This window comes from Winogradskyella sp., from assembly GCF_965656915.1.
Taxonomy (GTDB): domain Bacteria; phylum Bacteroidota; class Bacteroidia; order Flavobacteriales; family Flavobacteriaceae; genus Winogradskyella.
Genome location: NZ_CBFHMI010000008.1, coordinates 57,288 through 72,738, shown reverse-complemented (window position 1 = coordinate 72,738; position 15,451 = coordinate 57,288). Strand labels below are relative to the sequence as shown.

Sequence of the window (15,451 nt, the reverse complement as noted above, 5' to 3'; positions counted from 1 at the left end):
AGTTCCGCTTTTTCGCTCTTTATTTCTGAAAATCGTTTATTCCGACACTGTCGGAAGTTGGGACTTTAATTTTTATTATTTTCATTTCTTATTCAATTATTTTGTATTCTCTGCTAACTGCTAACTGCTAACTGCTAACTGCTAACTGCTAACTGCTAACTGCTAACTATTCACCCAATTCTCCAGAATCTTTTTCCCGTTTGGAGTCAAAACAGATTCAGGGTGATATTGTACTCCTTTTACGTCATATTCTTTATGTCTTAACGACATGATTTGTCCATTTTCATCGAACGATGTTGCTTCTAAACTATTTGGTAAGTTGGTATCTACAACCCAAGAGTGATAGCGACCGACTTCAAATGTATTATCAAGGCCTTTAAACAAAGTTTCGTCGTCAACTGAAAGCGTTACATTAGTTGCGACACCATGATAAACATTGTCTAAATTTTCGATCTTACCTCCAAATACTTCACCTATGGCTTGCTGACCTAAACATACGCCTAGTATACTTTTAGTAGGTGCATATGCTGCTATTATAGCTTTTAACAATCCTGCTTCATCTGGTATTCCTGGACCAGGTGATAAAACGATTTTATCGAATGCATCAACTTCTTCTAAGGTAAGTTTGTCGTTTCGCTTTACAGTAACATCACAATCCAAATCTTCTAGATAATGTACCAGATTGTATGTAAAACTGTCGTAATTGTCTATTACTAATACCTTCTTCATATTAAATGTCTTTAGCTTGATCAATAGCGTTAGTTAATGCTCCAAGCTTATTATACACCTCTTGTAATTCGCTTTCAGGATCTGATTTTGCAACCAATCCAGCGCCAGCTTGCCAAAATAATTTATGATTTTTACTTAAGAACGTTCTTATCATTATGGCATGATTAAAATTACCTTCAAAATCCATAAAACCAATAGCACCACCATAATAGCTTCTGCTTGTTTTTTCGTGCTTTTCTATGAGTTGCATTGCCATATGCTTGGGAGCACCACTTAGCGTTCCTGCAGGAAAAGTGTCTGCGACCACCTGCATTGTATCTGTATCTTTATTGATGTCTCCAGTAACTTTACTTACTAAGTGAATAACATGGGAGAAAAATTGAACTTCTCTATAATTCTCTACTGTGACATTACTTCCGTGTCTACTTAAATCATTTCTTGCCAAATCTACAAGCATCACATGCTCACTGTTTTCCTTATCGTCTTTAATAAGCTTTTCGGCTAACTCGGCATCTTTTAAATCGTTACCAGTTCTTTTAAAAGTACCTGCGATAGGATGTATTTCTGCCTTATTATCGCTGACCACTAGGTGTGCTTCAGGTGAGCTTCCAAATATTTTAAAATTCCCATAGTCAAAATAAAACAGGTATGGTGATGGGTTAATACTTCTTAGAGCTCTATAAACATTAAATTCGTCTCCACTAAACTTTTGATTAAATTGTTTAGATAACACCAATTGAAAAACATCACCTCTGGAGCAATGTTTTTTTGCTAGTTCTACATGTTGTTTATAGTCATCATCACTGAGATTCGATTCTATTTTTCCTTTTGTATTGAAATAATATGAAGCATATTGCCTGGTTTGAATTAATTGCAGAATTTCATCTATATTATTTTCCGTATCAAAGCAGTGCGCAAAAATATAGGCTTCATTTTTAAAATGATTAATGGCAATGATATTTTGATATACAGCGTAATAGATGTCGGGAATAGCTACTGAATTTTCTTTTTTTGAAATTCCAATATCCTCAAAATATTTTACGGCATCATAAGCCGTATATCCGAAAATTCCATTGTTGATGAATTTAAAATTATTATTAGAATCTACCTTAAACCGTTGTGTAAACTTGTGGATTTCTTCTACGACACCAACAGTGTCAATAAAATTATGTTTTGTACTTCCGTCTGGATATGATTGATGAATACTACCATTCTCAACCTTTATTGAAGCAATTGGATTACAGCAGATATAAGAAAAGCTGTTATCATTGGCGTGATAATCACTACTCTCTAATAAAATACTGTTAGGAAACTTATCTCTAATTTTAAGATATATACTTACAGGTGTAATTGTATCTGCAAGTATTTTTTTATAGTGTGTGTAAAGACTAAAGGTTTTCATCAATTTTCAATTAAAAAAGGCTTGTCGTGAATGACAAGCCTTTTTCTATATTATACATACAAGGATTATTTCACGAACATTTGTTTGAGAAATTCCACCACCAAGTATGATTTATTATTATTTTCATTTCAATGTCAAATATAGAAATGATAATTTATAATTTCAAACATTTAAATTAATTTTTTGTTAATTATTAAAAGGGTGTCAAATGGATTAATAACTTTATTGCATGAAGCGATTATTAATTTTATGCTTACTAGTAATTTTTTCATGTAAAGACTCATCGAAAGAAGAGACTATAGCTGATTCTAACATTTCAAAGAAAGAAAAAAACGAGACAGTCGTTAATACCTCAGAAGTAAATTTGGAAATATATGATTATGACGGTTTAAAACCTCTAATTAACAAGACCGATGACAAGGTATATGTGGTGAATTTTTGGGCAACATGGTGCGCACCGTGTGTGAAAGAATTACCCTATTTTGAAGCCCTTAACCAAGAGTATAAAGACCAAGGAGTTGAGTTTTTATTGGTTAGTCTAGATTTTCCAAGAAACTATGACAAGAAGCTCAAACCCTTTATTAAAGAAAAAAAATTAAAATCTAAAGTTGTTGCTTTTGATGATGTTAATCAGAATAGATGGATACCAGCTATAGATGAAAAATGGTCTGGTGCTTTGCCAGCTACGATTATTTATAGTAAAGATAAGCGGCAATTTTATGAAAAATCATTCACAAAGGACGAATTAGAAACTGAAATAAAACAATTTTTAAAATAAGAACATATGAAAACATTAAGATTACTTATAGTAATGGTATTAGGAGTTACGCTGTTTGCGTTTACTAATGATACTAGAGACAATGGTTATAAAATTGGCGATTTAGCAACTGACTTTAGTTTAGAGAATATAGATGGTAACAAAGTGTCTCTTTCTGACTACACAGATGCAAAAGGATTTATCGTAATTTTCACCTGTAATACTTGTCCGTATGCTGTGGCTTATGAGGATAGAATAGAAGCATTAAATAAAAAGTATGCCTCAAAAGGTTATCCTGTAATTGCAATAATGCCTAACAATACAGATGTTAAGCCTGGTGATAATATGGAAGCGATGAAGGCCAGAGCGAAAGCTAAAGGGTTTACTTTTCCCTATTTAATGGATGAAGGCCAAAAGATTTATCCACAATACGGTGCCACAAAAACTCCTCACGTTTATTTGTTAGAAAAAACAAGAAAAGGGAACGTTGTAAAGTATATAGGCGCTATTGACGATAATTATAAGGATGCCTCTGCGGTAAACGAGAAATATGTTGAAAATGCAGTAGATGCTTTAATGAATGGTAAGGATATTAAAGTGAAAGAGACAAGAGCCATAGGGTGCTCAATTAAAGTTTAAGTGTTAATTTAGTTACCTGGTGATAAAGGTAATTTGTTAAATAATGAATCCGAAGTGTAACACTTCGGATTTTTTTGCATCTATATCATAAGGAAATGTTAATTTTGTTGAAGCAAAATAGATGATTATGGCAGATTTGTCTCAGATAGATTGGACAAAACAGTTAAACGAAGACAATAATTCTGTAGTTTTAGATGTTAGGACACCAGAAGAAGTCGCATTAGGAATGATTCCTAATGCTATACATATAGATATTTTTAAAGGTCAAGGTTTTATCGACGAGGTAAATCAATTAGACAAAACTAAAAACTACTACGTGTATTGTAAAGCAGGCGGACGAAGTGGTCAGGCCTGTGCGGTTATGAATCAGTTAGGGTTTGATAATGCCTATAATTTAGTTGGTGGCTTCAGTCAGTGGAAGGGTGAAGTAGCATTTCAGGAATAATATTAAATTAAAGATGAAAAAATTAATTGTTTTATGCTGCATGTTTGTAGCCACATCATTAAGTACAAGTTGTATTGATGACAAAAGTAATAGTGAAGTAAAGTTAATCACTGCAGATGAAATGCAGTCCATATTAGATTTGGAGGATGTACAATTAGTAGATGTTCGCACTCCAGAAGAATATGCAGAAGTGCGCATTGCTAATTCACAAAATATAGATTTTACCTCTCCGACATTTGAGGAAGATATCACTAAACTCGATAAAGAAAAACCTGTAATTTTATATTGTCAAGGAGGAGTAAGAAGTGCAAAATGTGCCAAAAAGCTTGAAGAGGCTGGTTTTGAAAAAATATACGATCTCGAAGGAGGTATTTCTAAATGGAAGCATTCTAAAAAAATAAAGATTGAAGAAGAATCTTAATGACATAAACCGAATTTGAAATTCGGTTTTTTTATATTCATTTCTCCACTGATATTCTTAAGGTTTTTATAAATTAGGCGTTAGATAATTAATAATATAATCACATTCATTACGTTTGTGGTTTAATGCATTATTTATGACGATTAAAAAAACGTTACTACTCGTTCTACTAACCATTGGTTTTTCATTTAATCTATTTTCTCAGATTTTAGAACCAGTAAAGTGGGAATCTAATGTTGAGAAGATTTCAGATACTGAGTATAATTTAACTTTTAAGGCAAAAGTTGATAAGGGGTGGTATATATATTCGCAGAAATCTACGGGTGGATTTGCACCTACAACTATATTTGAATACAAGGATCAAGAAACTAATTACAATCTTCAAGGACCTACGACAGAGCCAGAAGTTGCGCCTGTTTTCGATGAGATATTCGAAGAAGATGTAATTAAATTCAAAGAGGAAGCACTCTTTGAGCAAAAAATAAAAGTCTTAAATCCAGATTTAAAACAAATTGAAGTGTTTGTAGAGTACCAAACATGTGATAATTCAAAATGTATTCCTGGAGATTTTATGTTTAATCTATCCTTAGACGGAACCGCAGTAGAAGCAAAAGTTGCAAATATCGATGCGCGAAGTAAAAAACTATCTGAAGAACTTAATCTAAACGTTACAGGATGGGATAATTATAAAAAGCAAACTGTCGAAGAACAAAGTAATTTATTTATATTTTTACTTGGATTTTTGGGTGGCTTAATAGCACTGCTTACACCTTGTGTTTTTCCAATGATTCCACTAACAGTATCTTTCTTTACTAAAAGTGCTAGTGATCCGAAAAAAGGTCTAATAAATTCTATACTTTACGGTTTTTTCATTTTCATTATATATGTCTTATTAAGCATACCTTTTCACTTATTAGATTCTTTAGATCCTGGGATTTTAAATAACATTTCAACTAATGTAACACTCAACATTATATTCTTCATCATTTTTATAGCATTTGCGTTTTCATTCTTTGGTTATTTTGAATTAACATTACCTCAGTCTTGGAGTGCAACAATGGATAGTAAAGCCAACAAGATTGGTGGTTTTATAGGTGTATTTTTTATGGCCTTAACTTTAGCTATAGTTTCTTTTTCTTGTACAGGGCCAATTCTCGGAACACTATTAGGAAGTTCACTTACAGCAGATGGTGGTGCAATGCAATTAACAATGGGTATGAGTGGTTTTGGATTGGCATTAGCATTACCATTTACTTTATTTGCCATGTTTCCTAAGTGGTTAAATTCATTACCTAAATCTGGTGGTTGGTTAAATACAGTAAAAGTTGTTTTAGGATTTATTGAACTAGCTTTAGCACTTAAGTTTTTATCTAATGCCGATTTAGTTGAACATTGGGGACTTTTAAAACGTGAAGTTTTTATAGGTTTATGGATATTGATAGGCACTGGACTAGTTTTATACTTATTCGGGAAAATTAAGTTTCCACATGATGGTCCACTTCAAAAACTTGGAAAAGGTAGAATTACCACTGCTATTTTAGTTGTAGCATTTGTGATATACCTAATACCAGGCTTAACCAATACCAAACATGCCAATCTTAAGTTATTAAGTGGATTTCCACCACCAATGTTTTATAGTCTATATGATAAATCTTCTGAATGTCCTTTAGATTTAAATTGCCATAAGGATTTAGAAGAAGGTATTAAAGCAGCTAAACTAGAGAATAAACCTATCTTATTAGATTTTACAGGATGGGCCTGTGTTAACTGCAGAAAGATGGAAGAACAAGTTTGGAGTACTTCACAAGTTTATGATATGTTACAAGACCACTATGTTATCATATCACTATATGTTGATGATAAAAAGAAGCTGCCAGAAGACAAACAATTTTATTATTTAAGAGCAAATGGCACAGTAAAAACCATTGAGACTATCGGAGACAAATGGGCTACTTTACAAACTATTAATTTTCAGAATAATTCCCAACCTTATTATGTTATAGTAAATCATGATATGGAATTATTAAATGTAACCAACGCCTACGAACCTAATGCTGATGTCTATTTGGAATGGTTAAAAACTGGATTGGAAAATTTTAAAAAGTAATTAAACCTTAAAATAAATTTCTTCAAAAGGGACTCTAAAACGTGGGCCATAAATGCCCTTCTCATCTCTGATACCACAACCAATAACCATATTTATTTCTGCACCTCTAGGAAGATTTAATATGCGTTTAACTCTTAGTGTATCACTACCTTCCAATGGGCAAGTGTCATAACCAATAGCAGCCATACTTGTCATAAAATTTTGAGCAGCTAATCCTGCACTTTTATGAGCTACAATACGCATATCACTTAATCTGGTTTGTCTGTAAATCGGTTTAAATAAGCCTACTATCTGAAATATAAAATACTTAATGTAACCAAGTATTCCTAAAAAGTCGGTATAGATAGTTGGAATCAATTTCTTGTAGTAATTAGTTGCCATTTTTTTACGCTTCAAATCGCGCTCACTTAGTCCATCTTTGTTGTAAACTTTTTTGAGGAAGTCTATGTTAGCTCGTGCACGTTTTTTCCATAAATCTTTGCGAGCTACTATGACAACTAATTGTTGTGCGGTTTTTGCGGCATTTTGATTAAAACAGGCCTCAGCTAGTTGTTTTAATACATGGTTGTCTGTAACATGATAAAATTCCCAGAGTTGTAGATTGCTACTTGTGGGCGCTAAAGATGCATTAACTAGACATTCTTTTACTTTCTCTGAGTCAATAGGTTCATCTTTATAAACTCGCGTAGACCGTCTGTAGGCTATCGCTTCTGAAACTGTTTTCTCCATAAGATTTTATTTGATTACCCAAAAATTAAATAATGCACTCTATCACCAATCCAATACCCAAAACCTAATACTAACGGATAGCCAATAAAAAGCCAAATATAGTCTATAAAAGACGCTTTTTTAAGTGCTTCCATCCCTTGAGAAGTAAGCAGCTCAATAAAGTCGTACCAAGATTTAATTCCTATTTTAACAATAATACCATTTGCAATTATTGCAATTAGTAATACGGCTAAGCCTATTATATAAATTCTAAGCATTATTTTAATTTATCTGAATGTAATTGACGCAGTTTTGTGAGTTTGGGTTCTATTACAAAATTACAATAGCCATAATTAGGATTGTTCTTGTAAAAGTCTTGATGCTCTTTTTCGGCCTCATAAAAGGTTGTGGCTTCGGATAACTCTGTCACTATTGGATCTTTATAATATTGAGCTAATTCTTTCAGGATAATTTCAGCAATTCCTTTTTGCTTTTCATTACAATAATATATGACAGAACGGTATTGTGTACCTCTATCAGCACCTTGTTTATTTAAGGTTGTCGGATCATGAGTGGTCATAAAAATAACCAGAATATCTTCATAGCTAATCACATTAGCATCAAAAGTTACTTTAACGACTTCAGCATATCCAGATAAACCAGAGCATACTTCTCTATATGTTGGTCGCCCTGGAGCTTTTCCTCCAGTATAACCAGAAACGACGTTTTCTATACCTTTTACTTCCTGAAAAACTGCTTCTGTACACCAAAAACATCCACCACCAACTATGGTAGTCTGTAAATTTTTATTGTTCATTAGGCGGTCTCCTTATCTAATGTCATTGATTCTGAATTAATGCAATAACGTAAACCACTTGGCTCTGGTCCATCAGGGAAAATATGCCCTAAATGTGCATCGCAAGTATTGCACATTACCTCGACACGCACCATACCAAAAGATGAATCCTTTTCATATTTAATCGCATTTTCTTTGATAGGTTGTGTAAAACTTGGCCAGCCAGTGCCAGAACTAAACTTGATTGTAGAATCAAATAAAGGTGTGTCACAACATATACAATTATACTGACCTTCATCGTAGATACTGCATAAAGTACCACTATGTGGTCTTTCAGTTCCTTTTTGTCTTGTTATTCTAAATTGTTCTGGAGTTAATTGAGCTCTCCACTCATTTTCTGATTTTTCAACTCTTTTGTCAGGAGTTGGATTTCCATTTACGCAGAAATTAATGACATCTTTCCAAGTTAGCATACTCTAAATTCCTTTCTTTTCTAGTTAATAAATATGCGTTTTTTGTAATATATAAATATAGTCGAAAAAAAGGCCAAAAGATAACAAAGCCATCTTTTGGTTCAGTTATATTTTTTATTATTAGCTTAATGTGAAATAGGTTACTGTTACAGCTGTTATTAGTATCAATAAAACACTTGATACAAAAGTAGCCCCAATTCTTGTTTTTTTATCTTTTTGAAAAATATAATCCCTTCTCTTTTCGTCTTTTTCTTTAATAAATTTCATAGTTTGTTTTTTGATTTATATTTAAAATAACAAATAAAAACTCGTATTAAAAGCTTAAAACTTGCTTTAACATAACAATAATAGGCTTTCCCAAAAGATGTTAATAGATTAATTTTAGTAGAATTTTAGATTTCTCCCTCTGCATTTGTAAACAACAAAGCTCAACCAAGAAATACTTGTTGAGCTTTTTATGTTTAAAATCACAAAAGAAGTTGCGCTAATTGTGGAGTCGGAGAGAATCGAACTCTCGTCCAAACAAGTAATCAAAGGGCTTTCTACACGTTTATTCTTTTCTTGTTTTTTCGACTAAAAACTGGTTAAAGACAACCTACTTTTAGCTTAGCTTTTTAATTTCGAAAGGGCATCAAAGCATTACCCAATCTAAGTCAATTTTTACGATGCCTCTAAAAAGAACGCCACTGACTAGGGCTTTCTGGAGACATTTAGCCTTCCTGCCTCGCAGGAATAAGCACTAATCTTACTATAATTCAGATTATGCAGCTAAAGCGTAGTTATTCTCGCCGTTTAAAATTTGGTCTAGCCTTTTACGTGTTTCAAAACCATTACACGACGTGCTTACCATTTAATTAATCTCGCTGTCAAAACCAGTCGACCCCAAAATTTAATTAAAAGTATGCTCAACGTCACTAAAGTTATTTTGAGCGCGGACGAAGTTACAAAAAAAGTTGTGCAACCTCTTAAATCCATTTATTTTCGTACAAAAATTATTCCAGACTAAAAACTGACCATTTTGTCAGTTTAAAATTAATTATATATGAAGTTTGCTATCATCAAAGAACGTAAAAATCCACCAGACAGACGTGTTGTCTTTTCACCTGAAACTTTAGAAGAAGCAAGATCACATTTTCCAGATGCTGAATTTGTAGTAGAGTCATCCGATATACGTGTGTTTCCTGATGAAGCTTATGCTAAACTTGGATTTGATGTTATTGATGATGTTTCTGATGCAGATGTAATGATTGGTGTTAAAGAGGTTCCTATTGAGAATTTAATTCCTAATAAAAAGTACTTCTACTTTTCTCATACCATTAAAAAACAGCCTTATAATAGAAAATTATTAAAGGCCATGTTAGAGAAAAATATAGAAATGTACGACCATGAAACTATTGTAAGACAAAGTGGAGCACGTCTAATAGGTTTTGGTCGTTATGCTGGTTTAGTTGGTGCGTACAATGGATTTAGAGCTTTAGGTTTAAGAGATAACTTATTTGATTTGCCAAAGGTTGAAACACTTGCTGATTTAAATGAAGTTAAAACCGAATTGGATAAAATTACTATCCCTAATATTAAAATCTTATTGACAGGAACCGGCAAAGTAGCCTATGGTGCTAAAGAGATTTTAGATCATTTAGGGATTAAAGAGATTAGTGATGCGTTGTATCTTACATCTCAATTTACAGAACCTGTTTATGTTATGGCCGATGTTATGGAGTATGCCAAGCGTAAAGACGGTAAGGTTGGTGATAAATATGAGTTCTATGAAGATCCAACAGGTTATGAAAGTAATTTTATGCCTTATGCAAAAGAGACTGATTACTTTATAGCTGGTCATTTTTATGGAAATAATGCTCCTTATTTGTTTACCAGAGAAGATGCTAAACATGCGGATTTTAAAATTAATTTAGTAGCAGATATTTCTTGCGATATTGATGGTCCTGTGGCGAGTACTATTAGACCTTCAACCATAGCGGATCCTTTTTATGGTTATGACCCACAAACTGAAAAAGAAGTAGCTTTCGACGCTAAAGGAGCTATAACTGTAATGGCTGTGGACAATTTACCTTGTGAGTTACCAAAAGATGCAAGTGAAGGTTTTGGTGAAACCTTTGTAGAACATGTGATTCCTGCATTTTTTAATAATGATGCAAAAGGTATTTTAAAACGAGCCAGAATTACTAATAAAGACGGTCAATTAACAGAGCGATTTAGTTACCTTCAGGATTATGTTGATAGTGTTGAGTAGAGTGATTTAAACATCCAATAACCTACAACTAAAAACCCTCTAAAACTACAAAGGAATAATAGAATTGAGGTTACTGAAGTTACTGGAAATTTATTAAATACTGAAACTGTGATTTTATTGTGTAATGTAATTTATTTGATTCCAACAAAACAATTATAGAAGATATTAACTAAATTTAACGGTTAACAACTTAAATTTTTAAATCATGATTGAATTACTTTTAGCTATTGCAAATATCGCTGGTGGAATACTGCTTGGGTTAGCAACCCTTGATAAATGGGATGGAGAAAGCAATTTTTTCAACAAAATAGCTGGTTTTCTGGCTCCATTTCAAACTGCAATTGGACTAGGTTTAATCGTTCTGGCTATTTTTGAATTTTGGGATGGTCTGCTTTATAACATTGCAAGTATTCTTGGGGGAATTTTACTATTAACACATGTATTTGGTAAAGTACCAGCTTTAGAGACAAGTTTGAGAAAGCTATCTGCTAAGTTGATGCCTTTTAAGGCTATAATCGGTATTGCGCTTATTGTCGTTGGGATAATTCAATTATTTTAAATTGTGAATCCAGCCGAAGTTTATATATTAAAACAATCGGAACCTTTTAAGTCTATATTGCTTCAGCTTCAAGCCATTGTAGAAGCCGTTGCTCCAAATGCAGAGCTCTTATATAAATGGAAAATACCTTTTTATTATTGTAATTGTATTCCTCTATGCTTTTTGAATCAATCTAAAGACTACGTGGATTTAGCCTTTTGGCATTTTAACAAAATGGATGAATTTGAAGAACATTTTACAGATGCTAACCGTAAATCAATACGTTCTCTTCGTTATAAATCTGTAGAAGATATTAATGATGAGGTTGTGGTGTATGTTCTTCAGAAGCAATTAGAAATAAATACAAATCCCTTTAAATTAATTTTAAAGCCTAAACATTCTAAAAAGTAGAAACCAGTTTTCTGATTGCTACTAAATTAGTTAATAAGCTTTCCAGATTATCTAAATGGAGCATGTTAGCCCCATCACTTTTTGCGTTAGCAGGATCAAAATGTGTTTCAATAAATAAACCATCGACATTGTTTACGACACCAGCTCTGGCAATAGTTTCTATCATATCTGGTCGTCCTCCTGTAACTCCAATACTTTGATTAGGTTGTTGAAGAGAATGTGTTACATCTAAAACTGTTGGTGCAAATTTTCGCATCGTGGGTATACCTCTAAAATCTACAATCATATCTTGGTAACCAAACATTGTTCCTCTGTCCGTAATCCATGCATTTTCATTACCAGCATCTTTTACTTTTTGTACAGCATGTTTCATGGCTTCAGGGCTCATAAACTGGCCTTTCTTTAAATTCACCACTTTGCCTGTTTTTGCAGCAGCAACTACCAAATCTGTTTGTCTTACTAAAAATGCAGGAATTTGTAATACATCCACATATTCTGCTGCCATTGCAGCATCAGAGGCTTCATGTATATCTGTGACTGTTGGTACATCAAAAGTTTCTGAAACTTTTCTTAGAATTTTTAAAGCTTTCTCATTTCCAATTCCTGTAAAACTGTCTATTCTACTACGATTGGCTTTTTTAAAACTGCCTTTAAAAACGTATGGAATGTTAAGCTTGTCGGTTATAGATATAACACGTTCTGCAATGCGTAATGCCATATCTTCACCTTCAATAGCGCAAGGTCCACAGAGTAAAAAGAAATTATTAGAATCGGAATGTTTTATTTTAGGAATGGTAACCACGATTTAAATCTTATAAATTAGATAACAAAGATACTCTAATTGGTGATAATATATTCAACATTTAATATTTCAAAATTGTCTGTTACTTCTGCACCGGTTAATGGTTCTTGTATGCCATAGCTAAAAATACAATTAGAATTAGCTGGTATGTCTAAGCAGGCATTGGAAGCATTGTTGATATAGCTAGCTGTAGAAAACTCAATGTTTGTAAACATTGTAAAATAAGGTAATCCTTCAACATCAAAGTTGTTATTGTTGTTTAGTTGCACATCAAATTGTAAAGTATAAGTATTATTTTCTGAATTTATTTCAGAAACCAAGGATAATACTTCATATGTAAAATTCTCTAATCGAGGAGGTTCTACTAATTCTGGTTCCTCAGGCTCTGGGAAATCGCAATCAACCTCTTGTTCTATGTTGTTATAATAATATTGATTGCCTACAAGGTAGACTTGTGGAATTGTTATGGTTTTGGTGCAATCATCATCAGATGAACATCCTATTAGACTTATAACTATAAAATTAAGGCATAGAAGTTTTAATTTTTGGATAGTTATGCTGTAGTATAGATTCAAAGTATTTAATTTTTATTGAAATCTAATATAGAAAATTAAAATACCTTTTTAATACTGTTTCTAATGATCCACAGTGACATCACAAAGTTTCCTACAACTAATAGACCTCCATAAAATAGGAGTTTTTTAGACGACTGACTCCAGTTAACGATATTTAAAATATCAAATAGATAAGCCAATATGGTGTAAGATGACAGGCAAACGAAAATAATCCCTAATGAAAAATTAAGTTTTCGATTCGGTTTAATGAGTTGCCACAGAAAAGGAATACCGAATAAAAGAATTGGGTAAGCAGATAATCCGTCACTTTTATTTATATACGTAAACCAATATGCGATTACGGATAAAAAGTATAAATAAGGTATAAATTTGGTGTACTTGCTAATTACATTCATCTGTTATTATATTATAGGGTTCAGATGTAAGAGCCAAAATTAGCGATTGATGTATTTTATTAGGCTATTACTATTAATCAATTACATAACAAAAGATACAAACTCAAATTGTTTGATAATTAAATAATAACATATAATTAACGAAATGCGCATAATTAGACGTAACTTTGCGCGCTTAAATTCAGCATAAGATATGACGAAGATTAAAAATATTGCAATTATTGCTCACGTTGATCACGGTAAAACAACCTTGGTAGATAAGATTATGTATCACTGTCAGTTGTTTCGTGAAAATGAAAATACAGGTGACCTTATATTAGACAATAACGATTTAGAACGAGAACGAGGAATTACAATTACATCTAAGAATGTGTCTGTAATTTATAAAGACACGAAAATAAATATAATTGATACTCCAGGTCACGCCGATTTCGGTGGAGAAGTAGAGCGTGTTTTAAATATGGCTGATGGTGTTTTACTTTTAGTTGATGCTTTTGAAGGCCCAATGCCACAAACACGTTTTGTATTACAAAAAGCAATTGATTTAGGTTTAAAGCCTTGCGTAGTTATAAACAAAGTTGATAAAGAAAACTGTACGCCAGATGAAGTTCATGAAAAAGTCTTTGATCTTATGTTTGAACTTGGTGCAGAAGAATGGCAATTAGATTTTCCAACAGTTTATGGTTCTGCGAAGCATAACTGGATGAGTGAAGATTGGGAAAAGCCAACAGATAATATTGAGCCATTATTAGATATGGTAATTGAGCATATACCAGAACCAAAAATTGAGGAAGGAACCACTCAGATGTTAATTACATCTTTAGATTTCTCTTCATTCACTGGCCGTATTGCTATTGGACGTTTAACAAGAGGATCACTAAAAGCAAATCAACAAATTTCTTTGGTAAAAAGAGATGGTTCTATTGTAAAAAGTAAGATAAAAGAACTACATACCTTTGAAGGTTTAGGGCGTAAAAAAGTAGACGAAGTACAACCAGGTGATATTTGTGCTATTGTAGGTTTAGAAGGATTTGAAATTGGTGATACAGTCGCCGATTTTGAAAACCCAGAAGGCCTAAAAACTATTGCGATAGATGAGCCAACAATGAGTATGCTATTTACAATTAATGATTCTCCATTTTTTGGTAAGGATGGTAAATTTGTAACCTCGAGACACATTAAAGAGCGTTTAACCAAAGAACTTGAGAAGAACCTCGCATTAAGAGTAGAAGACACTGATAGTGCTGATAAGTTTATGGTGTTTGGTCGAGGGGTATTACATTTATCGGTTTTAATCGAAACTATGCGTCGTGAAGGCTACGAACTTCAGATTGGTCAGCCACAAGTAATTATTAAAGAAATCGACGGTGTAAAATGTGAACCATTTGAAGATATGACCATAGATTTACCAGAATCAGTATCTGGTAAAGCCATTGAAATGGTGACCATGCGAAAAGGTGAAATGCTAAGTATGGAAGCCAAAGGAGATCGAATGGTGTGTGAATTTATTGTACCATCACGTGGTATTATTGGTCTGCGTAATCAATTGTTAACTGCAACTGCTGGTGAGGCTATTATGGCGCATCGTTTTGTAGATTACAGACCACTTAAAGGAGGAATTCCAGAACGTCAAAATGGATCTTTAGTATCTATGGAAAACGGACAAGCGATTCCTTACTCTATTGACAAATTACAAGATAGAGGAAAGTTTTTTGTTGATCCAGGTGAAGATATTTACGAGGGCCAGGTGATCGGAGAGAATTCTCGTGGAGACGATATGGTTGTGAATGTTACTAAAACTAAAAAGTTAAGCAATGTTCGTTCATCTGGTGCAGATGATAAAGCTAAGATTGTTCCCGCTATTAAATTCTCTTTAGAAGAGGCTTTAGAATATATTCAAAAAGATGAGTATGTTGAAGTCACTCCGAATCATTTAAGACTACGTAAAATCTTATTAAAAGAAGTAGATCGTAAGCGTAATAAATCAATTTAAGCATTAAAT

18 protein-coding genes and 1 other RNA gene are annotated in these 15,451 nt (G+C 32.9%); 9 read left to right on the top strand and 10 right to left on the bottom strand.

Features of this window, described 5'->3' with window-relative positions:
* Nucleotides 1-162: 162 nt before the first annotated feature.
* Nucleotides 163-729, bottom strand: a complete 567-nt coding sequence (locus ACTG3Y_RS04310; protein ID WP_439151694.1) for an anthranilate synthase component II — start codon at nt 727-729, stop codon at nt 163-165.
* A 1-nt stretch (nt 730) separates the two neighbouring features.
* The gene (locus ACTG3Y_RS04305; protein ID WP_439151693.1) at nt 731-2,131 is read right to left on the bottom strand and encodes an anthranilate synthase component I family protein; all 1,401 of its coding nucleotides are present in this window, start codon (nt 2,129-2,131) and stop codon (nt 731-733) included.
* 229 nt (nt 2,132-2,360) lie between these two features.
* Between ACTG3Y_RS04305 and ACTG3Y_RS04300 the strand changes: the two genes are divergently transcribed.
* The 5 genes from ACTG3Y_RS04300 (at nt 2,361) to ACTG3Y_RS04280 (ending at nt 6,500) form a co-directional block, all read left to right on the top strand.
* A complete protein-coding gene (locus ACTG3Y_RS04300) occupies nt 2,361-2,909 on the top strand; it encodes a redoxin domain-containing protein (RefSeq protein WP_439151692.1) in 549 nt (182 codons plus the stop codon).
* A 6-nt stretch (nt 2,910-2,915) separates the two neighbouring features.
* Nucleotides 2,916-3,527 carry a thioredoxin family protein gene (locus ACTG3Y_RS04295; RefSeq protein WP_439151691.1) on the top strand — a complete coding sequence of 204 codons (612 nt, stop codon included), beginning with the start codon at nt 2,916-2,918 and terminating at the stop codon, nt 3,525-3,527.
* Nucleotides 3,528-3,654: 127 nt separating this feature from the next.
* Entirely contained in the window at nt 3,655-3,972 is a 318-nt protein-coding gene (locus ACTG3Y_RS04290; protein WP_439151690.1) for a rhodanese-like domain-containing protein, read from the top strand.
* Between the two features lie 40 nt (nt 3,973-4,012).
* On the top strand, nt 4,013-4,393 hold the full coding sequence (locus ACTG3Y_RS04285) for a rhodanese-like domain-containing protein (protein ID WP_439151689.1): 381 nt from the start codon (nt 4,013-4,015) through the stop codon (nt 4,391-4,393).
* 136 nt (nt 4,394-4,529) lie between these two features.
* Complete coding sequence (locus ACTG3Y_RS04280; protein ID WP_439151688.1) at nt 4,530-6,500, top strand: cytochrome c biogenesis protein CcdA; 1,971 nt, start codon at nt 4,530-4,532, stop codon at nt 6,498-6,500.
* Here ACTG3Y_RS04280 and ACTG3Y_RS04275 read toward each other — a convergent pair whose 3' ends face one another.
* The 5 genes from ACTG3Y_RS04275 to ssrA all read right to left on the bottom strand — a co-directional run bounded on the left by ACTG3Y_RS04275 (nt 6,501) and on the right by ssrA (nt 9,361).
* Nucleotides 6,501-7,229 (bottom strand): nitroreductase family protein, encoded by a 729-nt coding sequence (locus ACTG3Y_RS04275; RefSeq protein WP_439151687.1) that lies wholly within the window; start codon nt 7,227-7,229, stop codon nt 6,501-6,503. It abuts the gene before it with no gap.
* 14 nt (nt 7,230-7,243) lie between these two features.
* Nucleotides 7,244-7,486 carry a DUF7672 family protein gene (locus tag ACTG3Y_RS04270; RefSeq protein ID WP_439151686.1) on the bottom strand — a complete coding sequence of 81 codons (243 nt, stop codon included), beginning with the start codon at nt 7,484-7,486 and terminating at the stop codon, nt 7,244-7,246.
* Nucleotides 7,486-8,025 (bottom strand): peptide-methionine (S)-S-oxide reductase MsrA, encoded by a 540-nt coding sequence (gene msrA / locus ACTG3Y_RS04265; RefSeq protein ID WP_439151685.1) that lies wholly within the window; start codon nt 8,023-8,025, stop codon nt 7,486-7,488. The genes ACTG3Y_RS04270 and msrA overlap by 1 nt, the downstream gene beginning before the upstream one ends.
* Complete coding sequence (gene msrB / locus ACTG3Y_RS04260; RefSeq protein WP_439151684.1) at nt 8,025-8,477, bottom strand: peptide-methionine (R)-S-oxide reductase MsrB; 453 nt, start codon at nt 8,475-8,477, stop codon at nt 8,025-8,027. Before msrB ends, msrA begins: the two co-directional genes overlap by 1 nt.
* 488 nt (nt 8,478-8,965) lie before the next feature.
* Nucleotides 8,966-9,361, bottom strand: a transfer-messenger RNA (tmRNA) gene (gene ssrA, locus ACTG3Y_RS04255).
* Between the two features lie 158 nt (nt 9,362-9,519).
* Between ssrA and ACTG3Y_RS04250 the strand changes: the two genes are divergently transcribed.
* The 3 genes from ACTG3Y_RS04250 to ACTG3Y_RS04240 all read left to right on the top strand — a co-directional run bounded on the left by ACTG3Y_RS04250 (nt 9,520) and on the right by ACTG3Y_RS04240 (nt 11,677).
* Nucleotides 9,520-10,728, top strand: coding sequence for an NAD(P)-dependent oxidoreductase (locus tag ACTG3Y_RS04250; protein ID WP_439151683.1), 1,209 nt, complete (start codon nt 9,520-9,522; stop codon nt 10,726-10,728).
* Nucleotides 10,729-10,933: 205 nt separating this feature from the next.
* Nucleotides 10,934-11,287, top strand: coding sequence for a hypothetical protein (locus ACTG3Y_RS04245; protein ID WP_439151682.1), 354 nt, complete (start codon nt 10,934-10,936; stop codon nt 11,285-11,287).
* 3 nt (nt 11,288-11,290) lie between these two features.
* Nucleotides 11,291-11,677 (top strand): DUF1801 domain-containing protein, encoded by a 387-nt coding sequence (locus ACTG3Y_RS04240; protein ID WP_439151681.1) that lies wholly within the window; start codon nt 11,291-11,293, stop codon nt 11,675-11,677.
* Here ACTG3Y_RS04240 and kdsA read toward each other — a convergent pair.
* The 3 genes from kdsA to ACTG3Y_RS04225 are packed head-to-tail and all read right to left on the bottom strand — an operon-like array spanning nt 11,667 to nt 13,449.
* Nucleotides 11,667-12,470 carry a 3-deoxy-8-phosphooctulonate synthase gene (gene kdsA / locus ACTG3Y_RS04235; RefSeq protein ID WP_439151695.1) on the bottom strand — a complete coding sequence of 268 codons (804 nt, stop codon included), beginning with the start codon at nt 12,468-12,470 and terminating at the stop codon, nt 11,667-11,669. The genes ACTG3Y_RS04240 and kdsA overlap by 11 nt on opposite strands.
* 44 nt (nt 12,471-12,514) lie before the next feature.
* Nucleotides 12,515-13,054 carry a hypothetical protein gene (locus tag ACTG3Y_RS04230; RefSeq protein WP_439151680.1) on the bottom strand — a complete coding sequence of 180 codons (540 nt, stop codon included), beginning with the start codon at nt 13,052-13,054 and terminating at the stop codon, nt 12,515-12,517.
* 35 nt (nt 13,055-13,089) lie between these two features.
* Nucleotides 13,090-13,449 carry a hypothetical protein gene (locus ACTG3Y_RS04225; protein WP_439151679.1) on the bottom strand — a complete coding sequence of 120 codons (360 nt, stop codon included), beginning with the start codon at nt 13,447-13,449 and terminating at the stop codon, nt 13,090-13,092.
* A 193-nt stretch (nt 13,450-13,642) separates the two neighbouring features.
* On the opposite strand from ACTG3Y_RS04225, the gene typA reads away from it, so the two are divergent.
* Nucleotides 13,643-15,442 (top strand): translational GTPase TypA, encoded by a 1,800-nt coding sequence (gene typA / locus ACTG3Y_RS04220; protein ID WP_439151678.1) that lies wholly within the window; start codon nt 13,643-13,645, stop codon nt 15,440-15,442.
* The last annotated feature ends 9 nt before the right edge of the window (nt 15,443-15,451 follow it).